This is a genomic window from Sphingomonas epibiotica, assembly GCF_039615155.1.
Taxonomy (GTDB): domain Bacteria; phylum Pseudomonadota; class Alphaproteobacteria; order Sphingomonadales; family Sphingomonadaceae; genus Sphingomonas.
On sequence record NZ_JBDGHY010000016.1, the window covers coordinates 1 to 23,558 of the forward strand.

At 63.4% G+C, this 23,558-nt stretch carries 24 protein-coding genes; 11 read left to right on the top strand and 13 right to left on the bottom strand.

All coding sequences use genetic code 11. The features are described 5' to 3' along the window. Nucleotides 1-74 precede the first annotated feature (74 nt). From AAIO73_RS19360 to AAIO73_RS19410, 11 genes are all read right to left on the bottom strand, one after another. Nucleotides 75-842, bottom strand: a complete 768-nt coding sequence (locus AAIO73_RS19360) for a hypothetical protein (protein ID WP_042469218.1) — start codon at nucleotides 840-842, stop codon at nucleotides 75-77. Nucleotides 843-1,103: 261 nt separating this feature from the next. Further along, nucleotides 1,104-1,373, bottom strand: a complete 270-nt coding sequence (locus AAIO73_RS19365) for an HU family DNA-binding protein (RefSeq protein ID WP_042469217.1) — start codon at nucleotides 1,371-1,373, stop codon at nucleotides 1,104-1,106. Nucleotides 1,374-1,580: 207 nt separating this feature from the next. After that, entirely contained in the window at nucleotides 1,581-2,357 is a 777-nt protein-coding gene (gene arsH, locus AAIO73_RS19370) for an arsenical resistance protein ArsH (protein ID WP_042469215.1), read from the bottom strand. Further along, nucleotides 2,357-2,791 carry an arsenic resistance N-acetyltransferase ArsN2 gene (gene arsN2, locus AAIO73_RS19375; RefSeq protein WP_042469214.1) on the bottom strand — a complete coding sequence of 145 codons (435 nt, stop codon included), beginning with the start codon at nucleotides 2,789-2,791 and terminating at the stop codon, nucleotides 2,357-2,359. Before arsN2 ends, arsH begins: the two co-directional genes overlap by 1 nt. Next, a complete protein-coding gene (gene arsB, locus AAIO73_RS19380; protein WP_042469213.1) occupies nucleotides 2,788-4,074 on the bottom strand; it encodes an arsenic transporter in 1,287 nt (428 codons plus the stop codon). The genes arsN2 and arsB overlap by 4 nt, the downstream gene beginning before the upstream one ends. Continuing rightward, nucleotides 4,074-4,502, bottom strand: a complete 429-nt coding sequence (gene arsC / locus AAIO73_RS19385) for an arsenate reductase (glutaredoxin) (protein ID WP_042469211.1) — start codon at nucleotides 4,500-4,502, stop codon at nucleotides 4,074-4,076. The genes arsB and arsC overlap by 1 nt, the downstream gene beginning before the upstream one ends. Before the next feature lie 11 nt (nucleotides 4,503-4,513). Beyond that, the gene (locus tag AAIO73_RS19390; RefSeq protein WP_042469209.1) at nucleotides 4,514-4,846 is read right to left on the bottom strand and encodes an ArsR/SmtB family transcription factor; all 333 of its coding nucleotides are present in this window, start codon (nucleotides 4,844-4,846) and stop codon (nucleotides 4,514-4,516) included. A 187-nt stretch (nucleotides 4,847-5,033) separates the two neighbouring features. After that, nucleotides 5,034-8,003 (bottom strand): Tn3 family transposase, encoded by a 2,970-nt coding sequence (locus tag AAIO73_RS19395; RefSeq protein WP_345880325.1) that lies wholly within the window; start codon nucleotides 8,001-8,003, stop codon nucleotides 5,034-5,036. 91 nt (nucleotides 8,004-8,094) lie between these two features. Further along, a complete protein-coding gene (gene merA, locus AAIO73_RS19400) occupies nucleotides 8,095-9,471 on the bottom strand; it encodes a mercury(II) reductase (protein WP_021222959.1) in 1,377 nt (458 codons plus the stop codon). Nucleotides 9,472-9,550: 79 nt separating this feature from the next. Continuing rightward, nucleotides 9,551-9,880, bottom strand: coding sequence for a heavy-metal-associated domain-containing protein (locus AAIO73_RS19405; protein WP_082052513.1), 330 nt, complete (start codon nucleotides 9,878-9,880; stop codon nucleotides 9,551-9,553). A 12-nt stretch (nucleotides 9,881-9,892) separates the two neighbouring features. Then, nucleotides 9,893-10,288, bottom strand: a complete 396-nt coding sequence (locus AAIO73_RS19410) for a mercuric transporter MerT family protein (RefSeq protein ID WP_014072602.1) — start codon at nucleotides 10,286-10,288, stop codon at nucleotides 9,893-9,895. A gap of 76 nt (nucleotides 10,289-10,364) precedes the next feature. Here AAIO73_RS19410 and AAIO73_RS19415 point away from each other — a divergent pair, with 76 nt between their 5' ends. Both AAIO73_RS19415 and AAIO73_RS19420 read left to right on the top strand, forming a co-directional pair. Beyond that, complete coding sequence (locus tag AAIO73_RS19415) at nucleotides 10,365-10,787, top strand: MerR family transcriptional regulator (RefSeq protein WP_014072603.1); 423 nt, start codon at nucleotides 10,365-10,367, stop codon at nucleotides 10,785-10,787. A gap of 170 nt (nucleotides 10,788-10,957) precedes the next feature. Beyond that, complete coding sequence (locus tag AAIO73_RS19420) at nucleotides 10,958-11,518, top strand: recombinase family protein (protein WP_004213255.1); 561 nt, start codon at nucleotides 10,958-10,960, stop codon at nucleotides 11,516-11,518. Nucleotides 11,519-11,855: 337 nt separating this feature from the next. Here the strand turns inward: AAIO73_RS19420 and AAIO73_RS19425 are convergent, their stop codons facing one another. Further along, nucleotides 11,856-12,344: a helix-turn-helix domain-containing protein gene (locus AAIO73_RS19425; RefSeq protein WP_061780290.1), complete on the bottom strand. Its 489-nt coding sequence runs from the start codon at nucleotides 12,342-12,344 to the stop codon at nucleotides 11,856-11,858. A 423-nt stretch (nucleotides 12,345-12,767) separates the two neighbouring features. Here AAIO73_RS19425 and AAIO73_RS19430 point away from each other — a divergent pair, with 423 nt between their 5' ends. Next, on the top strand, nucleotides 12,768-13,658 hold the full coding sequence (locus AAIO73_RS19430) for an Abi family protein (protein WP_232252443.1): 891 nt from the start codon (nucleotides 12,768-12,770) through the stop codon (nucleotides 13,656-13,658). 61 nt (nucleotides 13,659-13,719) lie between these two features. Here the strand turns inward: AAIO73_RS19430 and AAIO73_RS19435 are convergent, their stop codons facing one another. Next, nucleotides 13,720-13,989 (bottom strand): metal-sensing transcriptional repressor, encoded by a 270-nt coding sequence (locus AAIO73_RS19435; RefSeq protein ID WP_042469202.1) that lies wholly within the window; start codon nucleotides 13,987-13,989, stop codon nucleotides 13,720-13,722. Between the two features lie 86 nt (nucleotides 13,990-14,075). Between AAIO73_RS19435 and AAIO73_RS19440 the strand changes: the two genes are divergently transcribed. The 8 genes from AAIO73_RS19440 to AAIO73_RS19475 all read left to right on the top strand — a co-directional run bounded on the left by AAIO73_RS19440 (nucleotide 14,076) and on the right by AAIO73_RS19475 (nucleotide 23,230). Beyond that, the gene (locus AAIO73_RS19440; protein WP_061780291.1) at nucleotides 14,076-15,401 is read left to right on the top strand and encodes an MFS transporter; all 1,326 of its coding nucleotides are present in this window, start codon (nucleotides 14,076-14,078) and stop codon (nucleotides 15,399-15,401) included. A gap of 41 nt (nucleotides 15,402-15,442) precedes the next feature. Beyond that, nucleotides 15,443-15,817 (top strand): hypothetical protein, encoded by a 375-nt coding sequence (locus AAIO73_RS19445; protein ID WP_061780292.1) that lies wholly within the window; start codon nucleotides 15,443-15,445, stop codon nucleotides 15,815-15,817. Nucleotides 15,818-15,870: 53 nt separating this feature from the next. Further along, the gene (locus AAIO73_RS19450) at nucleotides 15,871-17,130 is read left to right on the top strand and encodes a TolC family protein (protein ID WP_042469198.1); all 1,260 of its coding nucleotides are present in this window, start codon (nucleotides 15,871-15,873) and stop codon (nucleotides 17,128-17,130) included. Next, nucleotides 17,127-18,281, top strand: coding sequence for an efflux RND transporter periplasmic adaptor subunit (locus AAIO73_RS19455; RefSeq protein WP_042469196.1), 1,155 nt, complete (start codon nucleotides 17,127-17,129; stop codon nucleotides 18,279-18,281). The genes AAIO73_RS19450 and AAIO73_RS19455 overlap by 4 nt, the downstream gene beginning before the upstream one ends. Then, complete coding sequence (locus AAIO73_RS19460) at nucleotides 18,278-21,511, top strand: efflux RND transporter permease subunit (protein WP_042469194.1); 3,234 nt, start codon at nucleotides 18,278-18,280, stop codon at nucleotides 21,509-21,511. Before AAIO73_RS19455 ends, AAIO73_RS19460 begins: the two co-directional genes overlap by 4 nt. 107 nt (nucleotides 21,512-21,618) lie before the next feature. Then, on the top strand, nucleotides 21,619-22,266 hold the full coding sequence (locus AAIO73_RS19465; RefSeq protein ID WP_345880398.1) for a HupE/UreJ family protein: 648 nt from the start codon (nucleotides 21,619-21,621) through the stop codon (nucleotides 22,264-22,266). After that, on the top strand, nucleotides 22,266-22,868 hold the full coding sequence (locus AAIO73_RS19470; protein WP_042469192.1) for a hypothetical protein: 603 nt from the start codon (nucleotides 22,266-22,268) through the stop codon (nucleotides 22,866-22,868). The genes AAIO73_RS19465 and AAIO73_RS19470 overlap by 1 nt, the downstream gene beginning before the upstream one ends. Nucleotides 22,869-22,912: 44 nt before the next feature. Then, on the top strand, nucleotides 22,913-23,230 hold the full coding sequence (locus AAIO73_RS19475; RefSeq protein ID WP_042469191.1) for a DUF6488 family protein: 318 nt from the start codon (nucleotides 22,913-22,915) through the stop codon (nucleotides 23,228-23,230). Nucleotides 23,231-23,558: the final 328 nt, after the last annotated feature.

The following is a 23,558-nucleotide window of genomic DNA, read 5'->3' on the forward strand; positions in this document are numbered from 1 at the left end:
TGCAGAGCTTTTTGGATTTAGACTTTATGGATGGAGACAGGTCTGACGGACGTCTGACGATCTCGAACGCCGCGTTATGAACCCGCGTCTTCAGCCTCGATTGCCGCAACATCCATGTCTGGCGCCCGTACTACCTCAAGCGCGACGTTGGCGATCTCGACCGCGGTGATCTGAAGCTGCGTGATCGGCGTCGACGGCGCGTCCACACGCTCGAGGCCGTTCTCAGATATCTTGACGAGGAATCGGTCGACGTCGTTCAGGACGACGAACCTGATCGATTGTTCCTCGTCCAGCGCGAGCTGCTGGACGGTGCCCTCGTATGCGATCGTGAAGCACTCGTGGCTCGTCTTTGTCAGCACATAGGCGACGACAAACGAGTCTCCCTTCTTGACCGCTTGGACGGCCGGGTTGAGCCAGCCGAACGCGATCGCGTCGGTCTTCCCGCTAACTGCTTCCCGCTGCACCAACCAGTGCGCGATCGAGCCCGTCGCGGCTCCGATGAGGAGCATCGCGAAAAGCCACATTTCCAGCGCGAGGTCGGACGCATCGCGTGCCCCAGCGCCGCCGCGGGCGAGCGCGCGATAGATATTTGGATCGAAGCCGGGGTCGAAACAGACGCTTGTCGCCCGGCACCATGCCGCCTGGGCGGCGAAGAAGCCGGTTCCCAGAAGGTGCCCTGCGATGGTGCCGAACACCACGATGAACAGCGTCACCGTAGAGTTCGGCCGGTCCGGGGTTGGGCTGAGGAAATCGGTGCGCTCGCCGACGCGCCACCCTGCCCAGAAGCAGAGCCCCAGGAAAAGCAGCAGCAGTGCGAGGAACAGCGAGTAGCTGAACGTCACGGCCGTTACGCCGTGGCGGGAACCGCTACATCCTTGCTGTCGCGGTCACCGCCAGCGCTTGGATCGACCACATATACGCCGTTCTCGACGCGCGAGGCCTGACGCACGGCCGCCCACGTGCCGAACCTCCCCTTCACCTGCCGGGCCAGCCGCATAGATTTGGCAGTGTTCACGCGCCTGTCATTCTCCAACGCCTTAGATAGCGAATAATTCGTGAACATCCAACACGTGGCCGGGCGACGCCGGCCGGTGCTGTCGAGCCTACAGTCGGTCCTTAAGCGCCTTGGCCGGCGTGAATGTGATTTTCTTCGACGCCGCGATCGTGATCGCCTCGCCGGTCGACGGATTGCGCCCGGAGCGCTCGGGCGTGTCCTTCACCTTGAATTTGCCGAAGCCGGGAAGCGATATCTCCTCACCCTTGGCGGCCGCCTCCGCGATACCCTCGAGGAGCCCAGCCATGACCTCGAGGGCCTGCTTCTCGGTGACGCCCCGCTTGGCGGCAACGTCCTTGGCCAGATCCTTGGTGTTCATCGTCAAGCACGCTCCCCTTCATCTGTCGCTGTAGCGACCTGAAGCGATAATCGCGTCAGCGCAAGACAGGTAGCGCTCGACGATCCAGCTGACGCCTGGGGAGGCCGGCCACGCAGGTTGAAACCCGTAGGTTTCTCAAAGCGCAGAGCACAAGCCGGATTAGCCGGCGGGACCACATTAGCGTGGCTCGCTTCGGCAAACGTCGCATCAGCCGCCTGCCTTGACGGCGTGCCGGCCACGCGGTTTGGCCGCAATCGCTATGCTCGACAGATCGGTCGCGCGGTCGATTGGCACGCCCGCCGCTTTCCGCTCTGAGTAGCGATCAACAAGCTGAACCGCGTGCGGGCGCAGCAGCACCGTGAACCGCACCAGTTCCTCCATCATATCCACGATCCGGTCATAGTAGCTGGACGCCTTCATGCGCCCCGCGTCATCAAACTCGTTGAACGCCTTGGCAACGCTCGATTGGTTCGGGATCGTGATCATTCGCATCCAGCGACCCAGCACGCGCAGCGTGTTGACGCTGTTGAACGATTGCGATCCGGCCGACACCTGCATGACCGCCAGCGTGCGCCCCTGTGTCGGACGCATCCCGCCCATAGAAAGCGGCAGATGATCGATTTGAAGCTTCATAATGCTCGTGATCTGGCCATGCCGCTCCGGGCTGCACCACACCTGCCCTTCCGACCATAAGGACAGCTCGCGCAGCTCGTGGACGGCCGGATGGTCGTCGCCAGCATGTTGGTCAGGCAGCGGCAGGGTCGATGGATCAAAGATGCGCGTCTCGCAGCCGAAGAACCGGAGCAGGCGTGCCGCTTCCTCAACGCACAGCCGGGAGAAGGACCGTTCGCGCAGCGAACCGTAGAGCAGAAGGATACGCGGCGCGGGATCGAGCGGGCCGAGCCTCACGGCGGGTCGCTGGATGGCATAGGCCGGATCGAGCGCCGGCATGATATTGGGATCGGCGAGCGTGCGGAGCGGCATCAGAGGGCTTTCACGAGGTAGGCGGCCGACGCGGGGCACAGTGCGGTGAATTCGCGCGATGCGGCGATGGCCGAGGGAGCAGCGCCGCGATCGGCATCGGCATAGCCGAGCGCCCGGAAGAATGGTGCGGCCGTGGTCGTCAGGAGGTGCAGGCGCTCCACCCCGAGGTCGTGTGCCTGTCGTTCGAGGGCGGCGACCAACACCCGCCCGAGGCCATGTCGACGTCGATCGGGGACGACGACGATCGAGCGGAGCAAGCGGTCGGACCCTTCTCCCTCGAGCCCACCGAAACCGACGAGGCTATCGGCCTCAATCCGGATGATCAGGCGGCCGGGATCGGCGATATCGGCACTCGGCAGGTCCGCGGCATCGAGCAATTGTGCCAAGCCAGCCAGACCGGCAGGTTCGAGCAACGTGGCGACCGTTCTGGTCATGCGATGCTAATCCTGATTGCAAGCGCCGCGAGCGTGATGAGCAGCACCGGTACGGTGAGCGTGACGCCGACACGGAAGTAATAGCCCCATCCGATCCGCACGCCCTTTTGCCCGAGGACATGGAGCCAGAGCAGCGTCGCGAGTGAGCCGATCGGCGTCAGCTTGGGGCCGAGATCGCAGCCGATCACATTGGCGTAGATCATCGCTTCCTTGATCGCGCCGCTCGCGTGCGTGGCGTCGATCGAGAGCGCGCCCACCAGCACCGTCGGCATATTGTTCATAACCGACGACAGGACCGCTGCGATGACGCCCGTTCCTAGCGCCGCGCCCCACACGCCGCCTTGCGCGGTGCGATCCAGCAGTGCTGCCAGATGGTCGGTCAGGCCGGCGTTTCGCAGGCCATAGACGACCAGGTACATGCCGAGCGAGAAGATCACGACCTGCCAGGGTGCGCCGCGCAGCACCTTGGCCGTTGGGATCACATGGCCTCGCCCCGCGATCACCAGCAGCAGGATCGCGCCGGCAGCGGCGACGGCGCTGACAGGGACGCCGAGCGGTTCGAGCAGGAAGAAGCCGGCGAGCAGCAGTGCAAGAACGATCCAGCCCGCGCGGAATGTCGCGGCATCGCGGATCGCGTCACGCGGCGCGCGCAGCGCGCCTACGTCATAATCCGCCGGTATGTCGCGCCGGAAGAACAGCAGCAGCGCGCCAAGCGTCGCTGCGATCGACACCAGGTCGACCGGCACCATCACGGACGCATAGTCGCCGAACCCGATCCGGAAGAAGTCGGCCGACACGATGTTGACGAGGTTCGACACGACCAGCGGTAGGCTGGCGGTGTCGGCGATGAACCCCGCCGCCATGACGAACGCCAGCGTCGCCTTGTCGTTGAAGCCCAGCGCCCGCAGCATGGCGATGACGATCGGCGTCAGGATCAGCGCCGCGCCGTCGTTGGCGAACAGCGCGGACACCGCCGCACCGAGCAGCACGATCAGAACGAACAGCCGGCGACCATGCCCCCTCCCCCAGCGCGCGACATGGAGCGCCGCCCATTCGAAGAATCCGGTTTCATCGAGGAGTAGGCTGATAACGATGATCGCGACGAACGCGGCTGTTGCGTTCCAGACGATGCCCCACACCACCGGCACGTCGGACAGCGTGACGACGCCTGCAAGCAGCGCCACGACGGCCCCGCCCATCGCGCTCCACCCGATCCCGAGGCCTTTGGGTTGCCAGATGACGAGCGCGATCGTCGCAACGAAGATCAGGACAGCAAGGAGCATCAGGCGACGCGCTGGCCCGATGCGTCCACCACTTGCTCGCCGTCTTCCTTTGCGAACGCTCCGAGCTGATTGGTCGGCAGCAGGTCGAGCACGGCTTCGGAGGGCCGGCAGAGCTTCACGCCGAGCGGCGATACGACCAGCGGCCGGTTGATGAGGATCGGATGCGCCATCATCGCGTCCACCAGCGCGTCGTCGGATAGCGACGTGTCGCCCAAGCCCAACTCCGCATAGGGCGTCCCCTTCTCGCGCAGCAGTTCGCGGGGTGTCATGCAGGCGCGATCGATCAGCTCGACCAGCAACGCGCGGGCTGGAGGGGTTTTCAGATACTCGACCACGTGCGGCTCGATGCCGGCGTTGCGAATAAGGCCGAGCGTGTTGCGCGACGTGCCGCACTCGGGGTTGTGATAGACGACGACATCGACGGCCACAGGGCGTCCTTTCAGCAGCAGGGGGTGAGTTCGGCGACGAGCGGCGCGCACAGCTCCGCATTGCCGGCGCAGCAGTCCTTGACGAGGAACAGCGTCAGCGCGCGCAGGCCGTCCAGATCGACACGGTAGATGATCGAGCGGCTATGCCGTGCGGAGCGGACCAGGCCAGCGCGGGCGAGGATGCCGAGGTGCGCCGACAGGGTGTTCTGCGGCACGTCGAGCTGACGCGCGATATCGCCGGCAGCCAAACCATCCGGTTCGTGCCGTACCAAGAGGCGGAACGTGTCAAGGCGCGTTCCTTGTGCAAGAGCACCCAGCGCCGAGATGGCATCCTCGTTTTCCATATATCCAGCATAATGGATATGCTTGGTGTGTCCAGCCCCGTATACCCTGCCTTACCGGTCGTTGGCCGGGATGGTTGGGGCCAGGGCTTGGTTGATGCGACAAGCAGCGACCCTGTTGCGGCTACCAGGCGTCACCTCAAGGTTTGTTCGCCAGACAACGATTTCTCGGACATAAGCGGAACATGGGCTACGCTACACGCTTCAACCGCGCCATTGGCTCGTTGAGTGGGTGGAATTCACCTGCTGGAAGTCGCCTGGCCTGCTCCCAGAGGTAATCGCCGGTCAGACTGATGTGCGCCCAGCCCATCGGAGAAAGGTGCGCAAGCAGTGCCGCATCGAACGTCGTGCCGACAGCGTTGAGGTGCTGGGCGGCCCGGTCGAGATAGACCGTGTTCCAGTAGGAAATCGCCGCAATCAGCAGGTTCAGCCCAGATGCGCGAAATTCCTGATTTTCCAGCGAGCGATCGGTGAACCGACCCTGCCGGTTGGTATAGATGGCGGCGGCAAGCGTGTGCCTCGCCTCGCCTTTGTTGAGACCGGCCTGACAGGCACGTCGCAGTTCCGGTTGTTCAAGCCAATCGAGCGTGAACAAAGTGCGCTCGATACGGCCCAGTTCAGCCAATGCAAAATCCAGCCTGTTCTGGCGTTTGTAGGCGGCAAGTTTTCGCAAGATTACTGACGGCGCCACCGTGCCATCCTTGATTGAGGCGACAATCCTGACGATGTCATCCCAATCGGCCTCGATCGCTGCCGTTTTGATGGTGCGGCCCATCAGATTTTTGATGCCCTTGTATGTCGATGGCGCAGCGATCGAACCCAGCTTGCGGTCGCCAATATCGCGCAGCCGGGGCGCGAAGCGGAACCCGAGTAGGTGGCAGAGTGCGAAAACATGATCGGTGGCGCCGCCGGTATCGGTATAGTGCTCATGCAACGGAAGGTTGCCGGCGCCCAGGACAAGCCCGTCGAGCACGTAAGGCGCTTCACCTGCCGTCGCGGACATGATCCGTGATCCGAATGATGCGAAGTGATCGGAAAGGTGAGAATAGATTTTCACGCCAGGTTCGGCGCCATATTTGGCATTGACGTCCGCCGCCCCTGAACGGCTCCGCCCCGACCGGAAGAACTGGCCATCGGACGACGAACTGGTGCCAGCGCCCCAATGCCGCGCGAAGGGTAATTCGTGATGGGCTGAGATGATCATGGCCAGCGCGGCCTGATAGTTCTCGGGTGAAAGATACCAGTTGTGGGTCCATGCGAGTTGGGCATAGCTGACGCCTTCGCTGGCATTGGCCATCCGCTCCAGCCCGAGGTTGGTGCCATCAGCCAGAATTGCGGCGAGTACCGTGCTGGGGTTGTCGTGCTCCTTGCCTGAGCGCAGGTCACGGAATGCGTTCAAAAAACCAGTGCGTTCGGCGACTTCAAGCAGCAGCTCGGTGATGCGCACGCGGGGAAGCAGGGTATCGAGCTTGCGATCGAGGGCTTCAGCTTCCGGTGGGGTGACAGGCGGCATTTGCTGAAGCTTGAGCCGGTCTCGTTCGAGCGACACTCCCTCAAGCTTGTTTGTTTTCAACTGCTTGGCAAATCGGCGCAGCCGCCAGTCAAGATTTCGTGCCCGGTCAGCGAGGTAGGATGCAGCATTTGAATCGAACGGAAGCACATCCGCCACTTTGGCGGCGTCGCGCCGACCCAGCAAATAGGCATCGAAGCGCTGATAGTTGCGGGTTCCCTCGATCCATACATCACCGGCGCGCAAACGATCACGCAAGGTTGCCATGATCGCAATTTCATAACGTCGGCGGTCGATACGGCCGCTTTCGGTGATGAGACGCTTCCACTGCCGATTGGGGAATGGCAGTGGAACGCCATCGGGAAGGTCGCGCGACTTTCGTGTGTTCGCATCGCGAATGACATCGATGGCTTTGATCAGTGCCGTCCCTGTTCCAGACGCCTTGAAGGTGAAGGCGTCCAGAAATGCCGGGCTGAGACGCCGTAGCGTGGCGTAACGCTCGGTTGCCGTTACCAGTGCGTCCTCGCCGGCAAGATCAGCAAGGGCATCTACTTGGGCCTTTGCCGCAACAAGCCGGTGCCAGCCCACCGCTTCGTCAATCAATTCGAGCGGATCGCCGCCATTCTGGACAGCCTCATCAAGTGCTGTAATCGTGGCGCCAAACAGCCGCATGAGTTGCCCCACCGACTGAATACTATCTTGGTAGCGACGCTCGCGCCCACGCCGCGCGCGCGTGAACATGCCGCCGATAAGTCGGTCAAACATTTGGATCGCGGCATCGGCAAGTCTGGCCTCAAGGTCGATCACTGCGGCCGTCAACGTCGCCCGCCTGCGATTGACGCTGTAATCCGAAAGCAGGAATGCCGGTGCCACGCCGCCCTCGCGGACAAATTGGGCAAAGCGGAATTCCGGAATGGCGCCCCCAACTACCGGGTGGATACCTATGCCGCGAACATAGCGCAGGCGCTCAAGCAAGCCATTGATATTGGCCGCAGTCGGGGCTTCTTCGAAATTACGCAACCACGCCAGCGGTGTCATGCCGAAATCCGGGTTGTTGATTACGAGTTCGTCTAGCCGTGTCAGTTCAGCAGAGCTGAGGCCTTCGACGATTGCGGCTGCGGCAGCTTTGCGTGCGCGTGCCCGGCCAGCAAGACCGGCGCGTTCCAGTGTGTCGCCCGACGGAAGAATGAACCGCTCACCCTTCAGGCCAACCATGAGGGCGCGAACAATCGGTTCACCTCTGTCTGTATACTCGGCGGCTTGCGCGGCAAGATTCAGGGCAAGTGCCAGGTCGCCGCGTCGAAACGGGCGTATGCCAAGATAACGCGCCACGAGATCGGCATGATCGGTACGGGTTTGCGCGCGCTGACCATATGCAGAGAAGGAGGAAGGATCGACGAATAACTGTGCCGCGAGGTACTGAAGAATGACGTCGGGAAGCCCGATCTCGGGTTGCAGACCAAAGCCGGGATGTCGCATCAAAGCGATTTGTGCAGCCAGACCGAGGCGATTTGCTGGACCATAGCGGCGCCCAACCAATTCAACATCTTCCGCAGAAAGGGTATAATGCCCAATGATCGCGGTTTCTTGGACAGGAGGATCGAACAGGCGCCGGCGCTCGTCTCCGGTCAGAAGTCGGCGTCGTGCCATTTTGCTCTCCCGCTGAGGCGAATAACAAAATTGACACCAAAGCGGCTTGCACTGGAGGGAGGCCATTCGTTGCCGGTTGATCCCCGAGCAATCACCCGGCGCAGCAAGACAGTTTGGCGACATCCTTATCAAACGTTTGGGCCGCCAGTTTGAGGCCTTCCACAGTGGTCAGGTAAGGAAATATCGTTGCACCCAATTCCAGGGTGGTCATGCCGTGTTTGATCGCCAGCACCAGTGTCTGGATCGAATCCGCGCCTTCGGGTGCCATGATCTGGCCGCCCAGCAAACGGTCGTTCGCCTTGTCGGCAATCAGTTTGATGAGACCCCGCGTATCGCGTGCTGCCAGTGCCCTTGGCACAGCATCGAGCGGGAGCAGCGAAACCTTGATGTCCAGGCCTTGCGCCCGTGCTGTCGTTTCAGTGAGGCCGGCGCTGGCGACTTGCGGGTCGGTGAAGACGACGGATGGCATGGAGGAATTGTCGTAGCGGTATTGGTTGCCCGTCACCGCGTTGCGCGCGGCCAGTTTTGCGCCATAGGCGGCCATGTAGACGAACTGGTCCCGTCCCGTTACATCGCCCGCCGCGTAAATGCCTGGAACCGACGTTTCGAGGTGGTCATCGACGACGATTCCACCATTACGGGCAAGCACTATGCCGCGCTCCTCCAGCCCAAGCCCGTCGCTATTGGGTCGGCGTCCGGTGGCGATGAGCACCTGTTCCGCCGCGACGGTGTCACAATGCCCCTCGCAGGTCAATTCGACCCCGCTCTGTGTTTGGGCGATACGCTGATAGCCGACACCTGCGCAAACCCGCACGCCCTCGGCTTCCAAATAGTTTTTCAGCGCGGCACTCACTTCCGGGTCCATTTCGGGGAGCAGGCGGCTTCGGCAGCAGATGGTGACATCAACGCCCAGACGCGAAAACATCTGTCCCAGTTCTACCCCGATCACCCCGCCACCGATCACCAGCAGCGATTTGGGCAAGCGATCCAGCGCCAGCGCCGATGTGCTGGTTAGGTAGGGCACGCTGTCCATCCCCGGAATCGGCGGCACGGCGGCGTGCGCACCCATCGCCAATATGACCTTGCCGACCTTCATGGGCGCATCGCCGACAATCAGCGCACCATCGGCAAAGCGTGCCTTGCCCTCGATATAGCTCACACCGTCATAGGCGGGCAGCAGATCGACATATTTTTTTTGGCGCAGCGTCGTGACAAGATCGTCCTTCGACGCCGCCAATACGGACCAGTCATCCATCTGGACAGCGCCCCCAAGGCCGGGAAAGCGCGCGGCGGCAAGCCCACCATGCACCGCTTCGGCGGCGCGGATCAGCGTCTTGGAAGGAACGCAGCCAACATTGACACAGGTGCCGCCAATCGTGCCGTGACCGACGAGCGCCACTTTCGCGCCCAGATCGGCAGCGGCGATCGCGGCGGAGAACCCGGCAGAACCCGCGCCGATGACGGCCACGTCAAATCCTTCCTGCCCGGGGCGGTTGCAACAGTCGTTCATTGCTTATCGCTTTCTTGAGGCGCTGGCGGCGCCCCGCTCAGTTTTGAATAGCGCGCGCCGGATAACCCGCGTTGGTTGATGCAGCGGCAATCGCAGCAGCATTGGTGCGGCGCGGGTCATAGGTTGCGCGCGCGGTCTTGGCTGCGAAATCGACCGTGACCGCCGTTACCCCGGCGACGCCTTCCATCGCCTTCTTCACGGTGATCGGGCAGGTGGCGCAGGTCATGTTCTCTATGGCAAAGGTGGTTTGCTTCTGAGCGGTTGCGGTAGCCGCGGGGCGATCTTGCGCCGTGCCACTAACTGCATAGGCGACCCCGCCGCCAGCCATAGCCAGCACGGCCATAGCGATACATACTGTCTTTTTCATGGGTATTTCCTTTCAATAGAACCAGGGTGCCCACCAGTCGATGGTGAGCGCCAGGATGGCGACGGCAAGGCCCAGCCACAGCACCGCCTTGGTGGTCCAAGCCGATTGTGGACGAGCGCAGTAGGAACCGTCTTCACAGGGCGGTTTCGGCTTGAAATAGACATGCCAGAAGCCGTAGCCGAGCAGCGCGAGCGTTACGCCTGCGACATAGGGCTTGTAAGGTTCGAGCGCCGTCAGGTTGGCGATCCACGCGCCGGAAATTCCGAGCATAACCAACAGTAGCGGGACGACGCAGCAAGCCGAGGCGAGCCCCGCGCCGATCAATGCGCCCGCCGCAACCCAGTTTGCCTGCTTCGGCTCGTGGTTTTCGGTGAGGGCTGGCTGTCCCGCTTCCGGCGTTGAGACCATGGCTTGAATCCCTTGTTCCAACTGAGTGATTCGCAGTGTAGGCTCTGTAGCCACTACAGACTCAAGAGGTATTTTCATGGAGCAACAGGTCGGCATCTTGCGTGCCCAGCTTGCCCGGAAAACAGGCTGCAATCTCGAAACCATCCGCTATTACGAGAAGGTGGGATTGCTGCCGGGGCCGCCTCGCAGTTCCAACGGCTACCGCGTCTATTCGCCGGAACTGGTGCAAAGGTTGCAGTTCATCCTGCGCGCGCGCGACCTTGGCTATGCAATGGATGAGATACGGTCATTGTTGTCGCTCACCGATACCGGTGCACAAACCTGCGCGGAGGTTATGGCGAGAACCGAACTCCACCTTGAAGATGTCCGCCGCCGCATTGCAGATTTGCAGAAGATAGAGGTGACGCTGGCGACCACGTTAGCCAGATGCACTGGAGATGACGTTGCCGAATGTCCCATCCTGGAAGCACTCCAGTTTTTACCCCATCAAGGCAATTGACGCCATCTTTGAGGGATTTGATTTTGTGATGTCAGCTTGGAGTATAGCCTAACCGGACGTCAGGGCGCTACCGCGGTTTCTGTCAGATTAGGGTACTAAACGGAATTTGTTGACGAATGTCGTTGCGTATCATAGATTTCAACCTGACATTTTGATGGAGAGAGTGCGCAGTGAAGGGGCAACGGATCGGCTATGTCCGGGTCAGCACGTTCGATCAGAATGTGGATCGCCAATTGGAAGGTCAGTCGCTCGATCGGACCTTCACCGACAAGGCATCGGGCAAGGACGTCAACCGCCCCCAGCTTGAGGCTCTGCTCACTTTCGCCCGCGAAGGCGATACCGTCGTCGTCCACAGCATGGATCGGTTGGCCCGCAATCTGGATGACCTGCGCAAGCTGGTCCAGGGCCTCACCAAGCGAGGTATCCGGATCGAGTTTGAGAAGGAAAGCCTGTCCTTCTCGGGGGAGGACTCCCCGATGGCCAATCTGATGCTCTCGGTCATGGGTGCGTTTGCTGAGTTCGAGCGCGCCCTGATCCGCGAACGGCAACGCGAAGGCATTGCGATCGCTCGGCAGCGCGGCGCCTATCGGGGGCGGAAACGGTCGCTCTCGGATGAGATGATTGCCGATCTGCACCGCCGCGTTGCCGCCGGTGAACGCAAGGCGACCATCGCGCGCGACATGGGCATCAGCCGCGAAACCCTCTACCAGTACCTTCGCGCCGCTGCCTGACACCAATGTTCACATTATGTCCGGAAAATCGTTGTTCAGCGTACAAAGCTTGAGGTGACGCCCGATAGTCCCCGGCATAGGCCACGATGACATGGTTGAGCTTGCCGCATGAAGGGCAGGTCGATTGGCGTGTCTCTTCGGTATAGCTCATGAGCTTCCCCGGGGTTTGGGGTCAGCGCCCCGCTGTGCTAAATCAGCGAGCGTAGGGATTGGCGGCGTCATTACCCCTTTTGGAAGGGGGCCATGCTTCTGCCCGAAGCGCCAATCCCTACGTTCCGAACCGGCCTTGGACTGACCGGCCCCACACGCCGCTTTCGCGGCGCGCGATCCTTGAAACCTATGCCGTTTTCGTCTCAGCCTTCGCGCGTCGGCGCTTGTTCTGATCCGTCACCTTCTCGAACTCCGGCGCGATCGTCTCCAGCTTGGCGATCAGTCCGGACAGATCGTAGCCATTGCTGTCCTGGCCCTTGTGCCGCTTGAAGCGCTCGACCCGTTTGATGAAACCCTTCGTCTCCAACGCGGTCAGGTGCCGCTGAACCGTCCGTGCGTCCTTGCCCATACGGCGGGCGATCGTGTCCTTGGCAGGATGCGGATCGTGATCGGCCGACCACCAATGGCTGATGAGCTGAAGCAGCACGTTCAACTCGTCAGGCTTCAGACCCATCTTGGCCTGGCCCCACAACAGGATCGACGGGATCATGCTGTAGCCACGCGACAGGACGGCATCCGGCCACTTGTCCTTCCGCTTCTTCGGCTTCGCCACCGCCGCGATCGAAAAGACGTTCGATCCTGCCTCCTTTGTGGTATCGTCGGGTTGCTTGCTCATGATGGTGGAAATAGCACATTCGCGCACCATTTCCAGAGGGGGTGGGGAGACAAAAACGTCGCCCACTCGGAGACATTGTTGTCCCTAGTGAGGGAGGCACCAATGTCTCACGAAGCACAGTGAGCCCGTAAACACGATACCGTGTAATCAGGATAAGGAAGCATATAGGGCGGAGACAGATTTGCCTCCCCCAAAATTTGTCGGAGCGCGTTTGCCTCGCCCGAGCGGTCACGCGGCGACCCGCCGTCAATTTTTAATTGAATCCTCAGACCCGAACATCTAGATAGAGGACAACATGGCCGTCCCCGCTGTTGCCTATGGCATCAAGGGGCGGCCTTCTTCATATCTGGGGCGATGCTTCCGCCCTACGCCAAACCCCATCTCAGCTTCGCCGACCAGCTCGCCCTCCTTGAAGGCCGCGGTTTGGGCGTCACCGACCAAGCCAAAGCCATCCGCCATCTTGAGCGAATCGGCTACGGTCGCCTGTCGCCCTATTGGCAACCGCTGCAAGAGCGCATCCCCGATCCCGACGATGCCACGCGCACCATTCGCACCGACCAGTTTCAAGCCGGTGCCGAGTTTCGCCATGCCGTCGATCTCTATCTCTTCGACAAGCAGCTCCGCTTGCTCTTCCTCGATGCCATCGAACGGATCGAAGTCGCGCTGCGCGTCGATCTCGCCCATGCGCTCGGGAATCGTGACCTGTTCGCCCATCGATCGGTCGCCTACCTCGATCCCAATCGTGCGAACGCTAATTTTAAAGGCACGACCCGGCACCTGAGCTGGTTGGCGAAGGCGGACGATTCCGTCGACCGCTGTAAAGACGATTGGGTGTCGGAGTTCTACAATACCTACACGCCGCCAATGCCGATCTGGATGGCTGTCGAGGCATGGGATTTTGGAACGCTATCCTGGCTGCTCGAAATGGCGCATCCCAACGACCGTTTCGCCATCGCAAAACGCTATAATCTGCTCCCCGACACGCTGGTGAGCTGGATCAAGAGCCTTGCCTTCGTGCGCAACATCAGCGCGCATCATTCCCGGCTGTGGAATACCGGCATCATCAACCAGCCCCAGGTGCCCAAAGCGTTCGAGGCGCCGCGCATGGTCCATATCGGCAACGACGTCGTGCAGCGGAACCGTGTCTATGGCGCGGCGGCAGTTGCCTCCTATCTCGCCAAGCGGATCAATCCGGGCACATCGTGGAGTGGCCGGATGAAAGCACATTGGCTTTCCTTCCCCGAAATGCCATTCGCCAGCGCCGCGCAGGGCGGGTTTCTCGAAGGCTGGGATCAGGAAGCGATCTGGGCCTAATGCGCCCGGTAGCGGTCTTCAGGAGGTGTGCCACGTGGCACACCCCTCGCCGCGCGGCGCATCACCAGTATTTTGAGATCGCGCGGAACTGCTCCACCGCCGCCTTGGTCCCCTCACCTTCTTCGGCATGGACTAGGCAATGGTCGATATGATCGTTGATGAGCGCGCGCTTGGCGCTGGCGATGGCGTTTTCGACCGCTTGAAGCTGTTGCGCAATATCGACGCAGGGGCGCTCCTCTTCGATCATGCCGACGATGCTACGCAGATGACCAGCGACGCGGTTGAGCCGTTTGACGATTGCGGGGTGGCTGGTGTGAGCGTGATGGGCCATCCCCTTATTTAGTGCGCGTGAGGGGCTGCTGTCGAGTATCCCCCAGGGGGGATAGACTCGATCCCCCGGGGGGATATAGCGCGATCATGCTCAGTGTCCTCGCCAACCGCACGTATCGGCACCTTTTCCTCGCGCAGATCATCGCGCTTGTAGGAACGGGACTGGCGACGGTCGCGCTCGGCTTGCTCGCTTACGACATAGCTGGCGGCAGTGCCGGGGCGGTGCTGGGGACTGCGCTTGCGATTAAGATGGTCGCCTATATCGGCGTCGCGCCGATCGCCGGCGCGTTCGCCAATCGCGTGCCACGCCGTGCCTTGCTGGTCGGAATGGACGTGATCCGCGCCGGTGTCGCCATTTGCCTGCCGTTCGTGAACCAAGTCTGGCAGGTCTATATCTTGATCTTCGTCCTGCAATCGGCATCGGCCGCGTTCACGCCAACCTTTCAGGCTACGATCCCGGACGTCCTCCCGGAGGAACGCGACTATACCCGCGCGCTGTCCCTGTCCCGCCTCGCCTATGACATGGAGAGCCTGACGAGCCCGATCCTCGCGGCCGGTCTTTTGACGGTGATGAGCTACCACTGGCTGTTCTCGGGCACCGCGATAGGCTTTGTCGCGTCGGCGCTGCTGGTCGTATCGACCGTCCTGCCCCGACCGGCGCCGGTTGAGGCCGAGGGCGGCATCTACGACAAGACGACGCGGGGCACGCGTATATACCTCGCGACGCCTCGCCTGCGCGGATTGCTGGCGCTGACCCTCACCGCTGCCGCCGCGAGCGCAATGGTGATCGTCAACACCGTCGTTATCGTGAAAGGCATGGGCCTAAGCCAGCGCGACGTCGCGTTGACCCTCGCCGCCTTCGGGGGCGGCTCGATCACCGCTGCGCTGACCCTGCCTCGTATCCTCGATCGGATTGCGGATCGGACCGTCATGCTGGTCGCCGCCGCTATCCTGACGTTGGCGCTCGCGGCCCTCGCCGCGATCACCGCCATCATGCAGCCAGGCCCGGCCTACTGGCATGTCCTGCTCGGCGGATGGTTGGTGCTGGGCGTCGCCTATTCAGCGAGCGTCACGCCATCGGGACGGCTGCTACGTCGGTCGGCGAACGCCGATGATCGCCCCGCATTGTTCGCGGCACAATTCGCACTCAGCCACGTCTGCTGGCTGGTCTGCTATCCGCTCGTCGGCCAGCTCGGCGCTCGCGTCGGAATGGAGGCGGCGTTCGGTGCGATGGCCGTTCTTGCTGCGATCGGCACCCTCGTCGCCGTCCGTATATGGCCCGCGAACGACCCCGACGTGATCGCGCATGAACATAGCGACCTCGCCGCCGATGATCCGCATCTCGCGGTCCACAGCCACGGCGAACATCCCTATGTGATCGACCGTCGCCATCCAAAATGGCCGGGTAAGTGATTTCCTTGCCCCGTTCCCAACGTCCGCCTACGCTGCGCACGATGGCGATGCGTCGTTCCTCTTCCGCGCTGTTCGGAGCCGTGCTGGCGCTCGTCGCCATGCTCGGCCTCGTCGCGGCGTCGTCGTGGCACAGCGCGATGGTCCATGACCATGTGCCCGTGCAAGTCGCCGCCGTCGACCATGACCATGACCATGCGGCTGCGGCCGAGCATAACGATCACGCTCCCGCCAAGCAGACTGGCGGCGACAGTCCGGTGCATGTTCTCGCTCATGCCGCTGGTCATTGGGTCGCCTTCGACGGGCCGACGACTGCGAAAGTGCCGGCGATCGTCGCCGCTCGCGCGTGGTCGATCCTCACCACATCGCTGGCGAGCGGTATCGATCCTTCCAAGCTCCTGCGCCCTCCCCGCGGATGAGTCTCGCCGGCGCGTGACGCGCCGACAGACTTACCCCTGGAGGATTATGGATTATGAACGGCAGTTATCGCCGGCAGCGCGTGCTTGCGCTGGCCGGCACGCTCGCGGCGCTATGGCCCGCGGGTGCAGCGTGGTCGCAGACCGCGCCCCCTTTCGCACAGCTTCTGAACCAGACGCGCGATGTGCCCCGCGTCACGGTCTTGGAAGCCGACGTCGCCCGCGCGCGGGGCCTTGCCGAGCAAGCTCGCGCGCGGCCTAACCCGTCGATCAACGTCTATGCCGAAAATTTCGCGGGCGACCTCGATCGCAACGCGCGCAACCAGCAGCAAACGACGTTCCAGATCGATCAGCCCATCGAGCTGGGTGGCAAGCGATCAGCCCGGATCGCCGCCGGTGAAGCCGGCATCGTCGCGGCGCAGGCGCGCAATCGCGATGGTCGCCTTGTCTATGCGACCGAGCTGGCACGCGCCTATGCCGGCGCCGAGATCGCCGATCGGCGCATCGCTATTGCCGAGGACGAAGTTGAGGAGGCGACCGACGACCTGAAGGTGGCCCGCGCCTTGGTCGGCGCTGGCAAGGAAGCCCGCCTCCGGCAGGTGCAGGCTGAAACAGAACTCAACACGCTTCAGGCCGACCTCGAAAACGCGCGCGCCCTCAAGACGGCCGCGCTGGCACGCCTGTCCGCGCTGGCCGGTATTACAACCCCCTTCACCGGCCTGTCGGAATCACTCTTGGATCGGCTCGACGCCAAGCCGGCGTTCGGCCCCATCGACCCTATGCAGGCGACGATGGTGCGCGTTGCAGAAGCCGAACGGGACGCCGCAGCGCGAGCGGTGACGGTGCAACAGCGCCTCGCCATCCCCAACGTCACCGCGCAGCTCGGCGTGCGCCAGCTTCGCGTCGCGAGCGGCCCCGCCGTCGTTGCCGGCATATCCGTCCCGCTGCCCCTCTTCGATCGCAACCGGGGCAACATCTCGGCGGCACGTGCCGAACTGCAAGGTGCCGAGGCGCGTGCCGCAGCAGCCCGGCTCGAAGCCGAGGCGGGGACACGCGCTGGTCTCGCACTGGTAGAGGCAGCCGACGCTCGCGCCGCTGCCGCGCAGCGGACGTTGGCGACCGCCCAAGAGGGCTATCGCCTCGCTCGCGTGGCCTACGAGGCGGGCAAAAGCCCGCTGATCGAACTCCTTGCCGCGCGTCACAATCTCGGGGTCGCCCGTGGCGTCATCCTCGACGCCGCCGCAGCGCGCCTCGACGCTCGCGCCAATCTGGCCCGTCTGCAGGGCCTCACCATCACCGGAGAAGCGGTGCAATGACCGATAAAAATCGTCTCTACACCGGCGCCGCCATTGGCCTGGTCGCTGCCGCTGCGCTTGGGTTCGGCGCTGCGCGCCTCACCCAATCGTCCACCCCCGCCCCTGCCCCTACGGAAGCCGCAGCGCCAGCAAAGCCGTCGAACACGGTCGCGATGACGCAACAGGCGCTTTCAGCATCGCAAATCACTGTAGCCCCGGCGGCATCCGGCGAGCTGGACGCCGCGATCCTTGCCTCCGCCACGGTCGAGGCGACGCCCGACGCCGAGGCGGTGCTGACCGCGCGCGCGCCAGGCACGGTCAGCCGTATCATGGTCCGCATCGGCGATCCGGTTCGCGCCGGCCAGACCCTTGCATTGGTCGAGAGCCGCGACGCTTCACAAATCGCAGCCGACCGCTCGGCCGCATCCGCGCGCGTCACCCTCGCCGCGCGTCAGCTCGAACGAGAGCGCGGTTTGCTCGCGCAGGGTGTGACACCCCGCGCCGACTATGAATCGGCACAGGCCAACCTTGCCGTCGCCCAGGCCGACGCTCGCCGGGCTAGCGCCGCCGCGGGCGCGGCTCGCGTGTCGGGCGACGGTCGATCGGTTGCGGTCGTCAGCCCCGTTTCGGGGCGCGTTACCAATGCCGGTGCCAATCTCGGCCAGTTCGTCGCGGCTGAAACCGAGCTGTTCCGCGTCGCCGATCCGAGCCGGCTTCAGATTACCGCAAGCGTCCCGCCTGCCGATGCTGGCCGTGTCCGAGAAGGCGACAGGGTAGAGCTGACCACCACAGACGGTCGCACGATAGAAGGGCGGGTGCGTTCGGCGACCGGCGTCGTCGATCCGCAATCGCGGACCGCGACGGTCGTCGTCACGCCGACCGCCGGCGGCAGCACGCTTGCCCCGGGCCAGCTTGTTCAGGCTCGCATCCTCGCCAGTGGCGGGGCCGCAAAGAGCGGCGTGATGGTGCCGCAAGACGCGGTGCAGACGCTTGGCAGCGACAGCGTGGTGTTCGTCCGCACCGGCCAGGGCTTCCGCGCGCAGCCGGTTCAGATCGGCAGCCGATCGGGCGGGATGGTGGCGATCACCGGCGGCCTTGCCGCCGGCACGCAGATCGCCACCACCAACGCTTTCCTTCTCAAGGCCGAGATCGAGAAGGAGTCGGCGGAATGATCGGCCGCATCCTCTCCCTTTCGGTCCGGATGCGATGGCTTGTCGCCTTCCTGACCCTCGTCGTCATCGGCTTCGGCCTCTGGCAGATCACCAAGCTGCCGATCGACGCCGTGCCCGACGTCACCAACCGGCAGGTCCAGATCAGCACCTTCGCGCCGACGCTGGGGCCGGTCGACATCGAGAAGCAGGTGACGTTCCCGGTGGAGACGGCGCTTGCCGGAATACCAGGGCTTGAGATGACCCGCTCCATCTCACGCAATGGCTTCAGCCAGGTGACAGCGGTCTTTACCGACCGCACCGATATTTACTTTGCGCGCCAGCAGGTGACGGAACGGCTCGCACAGTCGCGCGACAGCCTTCCCGCCAACGCGCAGCCGATCCTCGCGCCGCTCAGCACCGGGCTTGGCGAGATCTTCTTCTATTCGGTCGCCTTCCGCCATCCCGACGGCAAGGGCCTGAAGACGGTCGACGGCAAACCGGGCTGGCAGTCGGACGGCAGCTACCTCACCCCCGAGGGCGAGCGGCTGACCACCGAACTGGCGAAGGCCGCCTATCTCCGCACGGTGCAGGACTGGATCATCCGCCCGCAGATGCGGGCGGTGCGCGGCGTCGCCGGCGTCGATTCCAACGGCGGCTATGTGAAGCAATATCTGATCGAGCCGAACCTCAACGCGCTCGCCAGCTATGGATTGTCCGTCACGGAGCTGGCGGATGCGATGGAGCGGGCCAACCTCTCCGCCGGGTCGAACTATGTCCGCCGCGCTGGCGAGAGCTTCCTTGTCCGCGCCGATGCTCGTCTGAAGTCGATCGAAGACATTCAGGAAGCCGTCGTCGCGACCCGCAACGGCGTCCCCGTTCGCGTCAAGGACGTGGGCCAGGTGGTGATCGGCGGTGCGGTCCGCACCGGCTCCGGCAGTCGCATGGGATCGGAAGCGGTCATCTCGACCGTGCTGATGCTGGTAGGCGACAACAGCCGCATCGTCGCGACAGACGCCGCCGAGAAGCTGACGCAGATCAACAAGGCGCTGCCGCCCGACGTGTTCGCCGAGCCGGTCTATAACCGCTCAAAGCTCGTCAACGCGACGATCGCGACGGTGGAAAAGAACCTGACCGAAGGCGCGCTGCTCGTCATCGTCGTGCTGTTCCTGCTGCTCGGCAACATCCGCGCTGCGCTCATCACCGCCGCAGTCATCCCGATTACCATGTTGATGACGGCCGCAGGAATGAACGGGCTGGGCGTGTCGGGCAATCTGATGAGCCTCGGCGCGCTCGATTTCGGGTTGATCGTCGACGGCGCCGTCATCATCGTCGAGAACGCGCTTCGCCGCCTCGCCGAACGCCAGGAGCATGAAGGCCGGCTTCTCACCCGCGAAGAGCGGATGGAGGAAACGACGCTCGCGGCCAAGGAGATGGTGCGGCCGACCGTTTATGGTCAGCTCATCATCTTCCTCGTCTTCGTGCCGCTGCTCACCTTCCAGGGCGTTGAGGGCAAGACGTTCGCGCCGATGGCGATCACGTTGATGGTGGCGCTCGCCTCTGCTTTCGTCCTGTCGCTTACCTTCGTTCCCGCGATGATCGCGATCGTCGTCAAGGGCCGGGTCAGTGAGACGGAAGTGAAGCCGATCCGCTGGTTCAAGGAACGCTACGCCCCCGTGCTGGGCCGGGCTGTCGCCCGCCCGATGCCCTTCATCCTGGGCGGTGTCGGCGTGTTCGTCGCGGCCGTGCTGAGCTTTGGCTTCCTCGGCGAGGAGTTCATGCCGCAGCTCGACGAGAAGGACATAACCGTCACCAACTTCCGCGTGCCATCTGCGTCGATCGACCAATCGACGCAGATGCAGCTCCAGATCGAGAATGCATTGAAGACGCTGCCGGAGGTGGCGCTGGTCTTCTCCAAGAACGGTAACGCCGACCTCGGCACCGATCCGATGCCACCCAATGCGTCGGATACCTACGTCATCCCCAAGCCGGAGAACGAGTGGCCGACGGAGGTGAAAAGCAAGGAGGACATTCTTCGCCGCATCGAGGAGCGGATGAAGCCGCTGATCGGCAACCGGACGGAGATCCAGCAACCGATCCAGATGCGCTTCAACGAGCTGATCGCCGGCGTTCGCGCCGACGTCGCGATCAAACTTTACGGCGACGACCTCGACGCGATGAGCGAACAGGCGAAGCGCATCGCCGCCGTCATGCGCACGATCCCCGGCGCTGGCGACGTGAGTGCCGAACAGACGTCCGGCGCGCCGACCTTCGACGTGCAGATCGACCGTCAGGCGGCGGGCCGTTACGGCCTGTCGGTCGAGGAGGTGGCGAACACCGTCTCGGCTGCGCTTGGCGGGCGTGAGGCCGGGCTGCTGTTCGAGGGCGACCGGCGGTTCGACGTCGTGGTCCGCCTGCCCGACGCGCAGCGGGACGACCTTGAGACGCTGGGGTCGATCCCGGTGATGCTGCCCGCTGCCGAAGGTCAGGTGGCGCGCTCGATCCCGCTAAGCCAGGTCGCCCGGTTCAACTACACCCAAGGGTTGAACCAGATCAGTCGTGAGAACGGCAAGCGGATGGTGGTCGTGCAGATCAACGTGCGTGGGCGCGACCTTGGCGGGTTCGTCGAGGAAGCGCAGGCGAAGATCGGCCAGATGCAGCTCCCCGCTGGCATGTATACCGAGTGGGGCGGCACCTTCGAGAGCCTGCAATCGGCTCGGCTACGCCTGCTGATCGTGGTGCCGATCTGCTTCATTGCGATCTACGCCCTGCTCTACATGGCGCTCGGCAGCTTCGTGTCGGCGGCGATCGTGTTCTCGGCGGTGCCGATGGCGCTTGCCGGGGGCGTGTTTGCGCTGCTGCTGCGCGGCATCCCCTTCTCGATCACCGCAGCGGTCGGGTTCATCGCCCTGTCGGGCGTCGCCGTCCTCAACGGCCTCGTGATGATGAGCGCGATCGGGAAGCATCGCGAGGAAGGGGCGAGCGACGATGACGCGATCGTGGACGGCGCAATGGAGCGCGTCCGCCCGGTGCTGATGACCGCGCTGGTGGCATCGCTCGGCTTCGTGCCGATGGCGCTCGCCACCGGCACAGGTGCCGAGGTGCAACGGCCGCTCGCAACCGTCGTCATCGGCGGCCTCATTACTTCGACCGCCCTGACCTTGCTGGTGCTGCCAGCGATCACCGCCCTGGCGGGCCGGTGGTCGCAACGGCGACGCCCCGACCCTGCCACCCCGACGCACGCGCTCGCGTGATGAAGCGGAGACAATTTACCGTGGAAACATCATCCAACCGCCCGTGGCGCCTCCCGCTGCACTTGAGAGGGGTGACGACGTTCCTTGCCGTCGCCACCGCGACGTTCATGGCAAGCGCCGCCTATGCACATGGGGTCGCCGAAGGCGATCAGGCATTCATCGAAACGATCAACGGACCCGCCCCTGGCGCCTTCCTCTATCTCGGCGCCAAGCACACGGTCACAGGTTACGACCATCTGCTGTTTCTGTTCGGGGTGATCTTCTTCCTCTACCGGATGAAGCAGGTTGCCGCCTACGTGACGCTGTTCGCGATCGGCCACAGCACGACGCTGATCGCCGGCGTTCTGCTCGGCACCCACGTCAGTCCCTATGCGATCGACGCGATTATCGGTCTGTCGGTGGTCTATAAGGCGCTCGACAATCTCGGTGCCTATCAGCGGTGGTTCGGCGTCCAGCCTAACGCCAAGGCCGCGGTCCTGATCTTCGGCCTGTTCCACGGCTTCGGCCTCGCGACCAAGCTCCAGGACTTCGCGCTGCCATCGAACGGCCTTTTGGTGAATCTGTTGTCGTTCAACGTCGGCGTCGAAATCGGCCAGTTACTCGCTCTGTCCGCGATCCTGATCGTCATGGGCTACTGGCGCCGCACCGCCAGCTTCCGCCGACATGCCTTTGCCGCGAACGTGGTCCTGATGACCGCGGGCTTCGTCCTTACCGGCTACCAGCTCGCCGGCCTCATTCTCGAAGGGAACGCCTGATGAAAAACGCCAATCTGCCAAACGTCGGCGATCTCCCGACGCTGCGCCAGCTCAACCGGGCAACGGCGCTTGCCTTCGGCGTCGCCGTCGCGCTGCTCGCGACGACGATCCTGCCCGCCGAATACGGCGTCGATCCGATCGGGACGGGCCGCCTGCTCGGCCTCACTCGCATGGGAGAGGTCAAGCAGGCCGAACATGCAGCCGAGACCGCCACAGTCCCGGCGACCACGGCGCCGGCTTCGCCGGCTGCAAGGTCGAGCGTGCCGGCGACCGCGCAGACGGCCGAGGTGAAGATCACGCTCCAGCCCGACGAAGGTCGCGAAGTGAAGGCAGACATGCGCGCTGGCGACCGGATCGCCTACGCCTGGTCGACCGGCGGACCGGAGGTCCGTTTCGAGCTTCACGGCGAGGAACACGACGCGCCGGCAGATAAATACACCAGCTACGAGAAAGGATCGTCCGCCGGCGAGAAGGGCGATTTCCAGGCTCCTTTCGACGGGATGCACGGATGGTATTGGCGCAACCGCACCACTGCGCCCGTGACCATCACCGTGACGGCGACCGGCACGTTCCGCAGCTTCGCTGCGAAGCCGAAATCCTGATCGTAGCGATGCACTCCACCCTTTCCACCACGAGGAGACTACCCATGAAATACGCAGTCCTAGCCGTCGCGGTATTGGCCGCAGCCCCCGCCGCCGCCCATCCCGTTCACGACGAGGAAGCGCATAGCCAAGCGCCCGCCGAGGTGGCGCGTCAGCACGTCGTTCGCATGGTGACGCAATCCAAGCTCGCCCCGAGCTGGTCCAAAGCAAAGGTCGAGGGCACCGCGCAGCGGACCGCCAACGGCGCGCGTCAGACCGTCGTGACTTTCACCAATCCCTCCGAGCCTGTCGCACGGCGCACGCTTCACGTCGTGATTGGTGCGGACGGCAAGGTTGTTTCCGCCAACCCTTCGGCGAGCTGAATAACCGGCTCGTTGCGGGACCATACCCGAGCCGGCAGCCCTTCGGGGTTGCCGGCCAACTTGGCGACGGACCCGCGAGGCGTGAGTCCGGATTAATGAGGAAGCGGAATGGTTGACGTGCGCATCTGCGCCGCCACGCTACTTATGATGACCGTTGGCTGTTCGGAGCCGTCACCAAATACTCGCGACACGTCGGAGATACACCGACCTCACTCAATGACGCGGGTCTTGGAACAGCGATACGTCACATGCGCAGACGGCAGCCGGGCCGACATTGATTTCCTCGACGACGGTTTGCGCATGGCCGTGACATGGTTGCCGTCCGGGC

Excerpts from the sequence above, each read along its gene's own strand:
- AAIO73_RS19410 (WP_014072602.1), bottom strand. The coding sequence starts at position 10,288 with ATGGTCTCAACGCCGGAAGCGGGACAGCCAGCCCTCACCGAAAACCAC.
- AAIO73_RS19425 (WP_061780290.1), bottom strand. The coding sequence starts at position 12,344 with ATGAGCAAGCAACCCGACGATACCACAAAGGAGGCAGGATCGAACGTC.
- AAIO73_RS19465 (WP_345880398.1), top strand. The coding sequence starts at position 21,619 with ATGGCAAGCGCCGCCTATGCACATGGGGTCGCCGAAGGCGATCAGGCA.
- AAIO73_RS19475 (WP_042469191.1), top strand. The coding sequence starts at position 22,913 with ATGAAATACGCAGTCCTAGCCGTCGCGGTATTGGCCGCAGCCCCCGCC.
- AAIO73_RS19470 (WP_042469192.1), top strand. The coding sequence starts at position 22,266 with ATGAAAAACGCCAATCTGCCAAACGTCGGCGATCTCCCGACGCTGCGC.
- AAIO73_RS19365 (WP_042469217.1), bottom strand. The coding sequence starts at position 1,373 with ATGAACACCAAGGATCTGGCCAAGGACGTTGCCGCCAAGCGGGGCGTC.
- arsN2 (WP_042469214.1), bottom strand. The coding sequence starts at position 2,791 with ATGACCAGAACGGTCGCCACGTTGCTCGAACCTGCCGGTCTGGCTGGC.
- AAIO73_RS19450 (WP_042469198.1), top strand. The coding sequence starts at position 15,871 with ATGAACGGCAGTTATCGCCGGCAGCGCGTGCTTGCGCTGGCCGGCACG.
- arsH (WP_042469215.1), bottom strand. The coding sequence starts at position 2,357 with ATGCCGCTCCGCACGCTCGCCGATCCCAATATCATGCCGGCGCTCGAT.
- AAIO73_RS19445 (WP_061780292.1), top strand. The coding sequence starts at position 15,443 with ATGGCGATGCGTCGTTCCTCTTCCGCGCTGTTCGGAGCCGTGCTGGCG.
- AAIO73_RS19405 (WP_082052513.1), bottom strand. The coding sequence starts at position 9,880 with ATGAAAAAGACAGTATGTATCGCTATGGCCGTGCTGGCTATGGCTGGC.
- arsB (WP_042469213.1), bottom strand. The coding sequence starts at position 4,074 with ATGCTCCTTGCTGTCCTGATCTTCGTTGCGACGATCGCGCTCGTCATC.
- AAIO73_RS19435 (WP_042469202.1), bottom strand. The coding sequence starts at position 13,989 with ATGGCCCATCACGCTCACACCAGCCACCCCGCAATCGTCAAACGGCTC.
- AAIO73_RS19415 (WP_014072603.1), top strand. The coding sequence starts at position 10,365 with ATGGAGCAACAGGTCGGCATCTTGCGTGCCCAGCTTGCCCGGAAAACA.
- AAIO73_RS19440 (WP_061780291.1), top strand. The coding sequence starts at position 14,076 with ATGCTCAGTGTCCTCGCCAACCGCACGTATCGGCACCTTTTCCTCGCG.
- AAIO73_RS19455 (WP_042469196.1), top strand. The coding sequence starts at position 17,127 with ATGACCGATAAAAATCGTCTCTACACCGGCGCCGCCATTGGCCTGGTC.
- AAIO73_RS19395 (WP_345880325.1), bottom strand. The coding sequence starts at position 8,003 with ATGGCACGACGCCGACTTCTGACCGGAGACGAGCGCCGGCGCCTGTTC.
- AAIO73_RS19460 (WP_042469194.1), top strand. The coding sequence starts at position 18,278 with ATGATCGGCCGCATCCTCTCCCTTTCGGTCCGGATGCGATGGCTTGTC.
- AAIO73_RS19390 (WP_042469209.1), bottom strand. The coding sequence starts at position 4,846 with ATGGAAAACGAGGATGCCATCTCGGCGCTGGGTGCTCTTGCACAAGGA.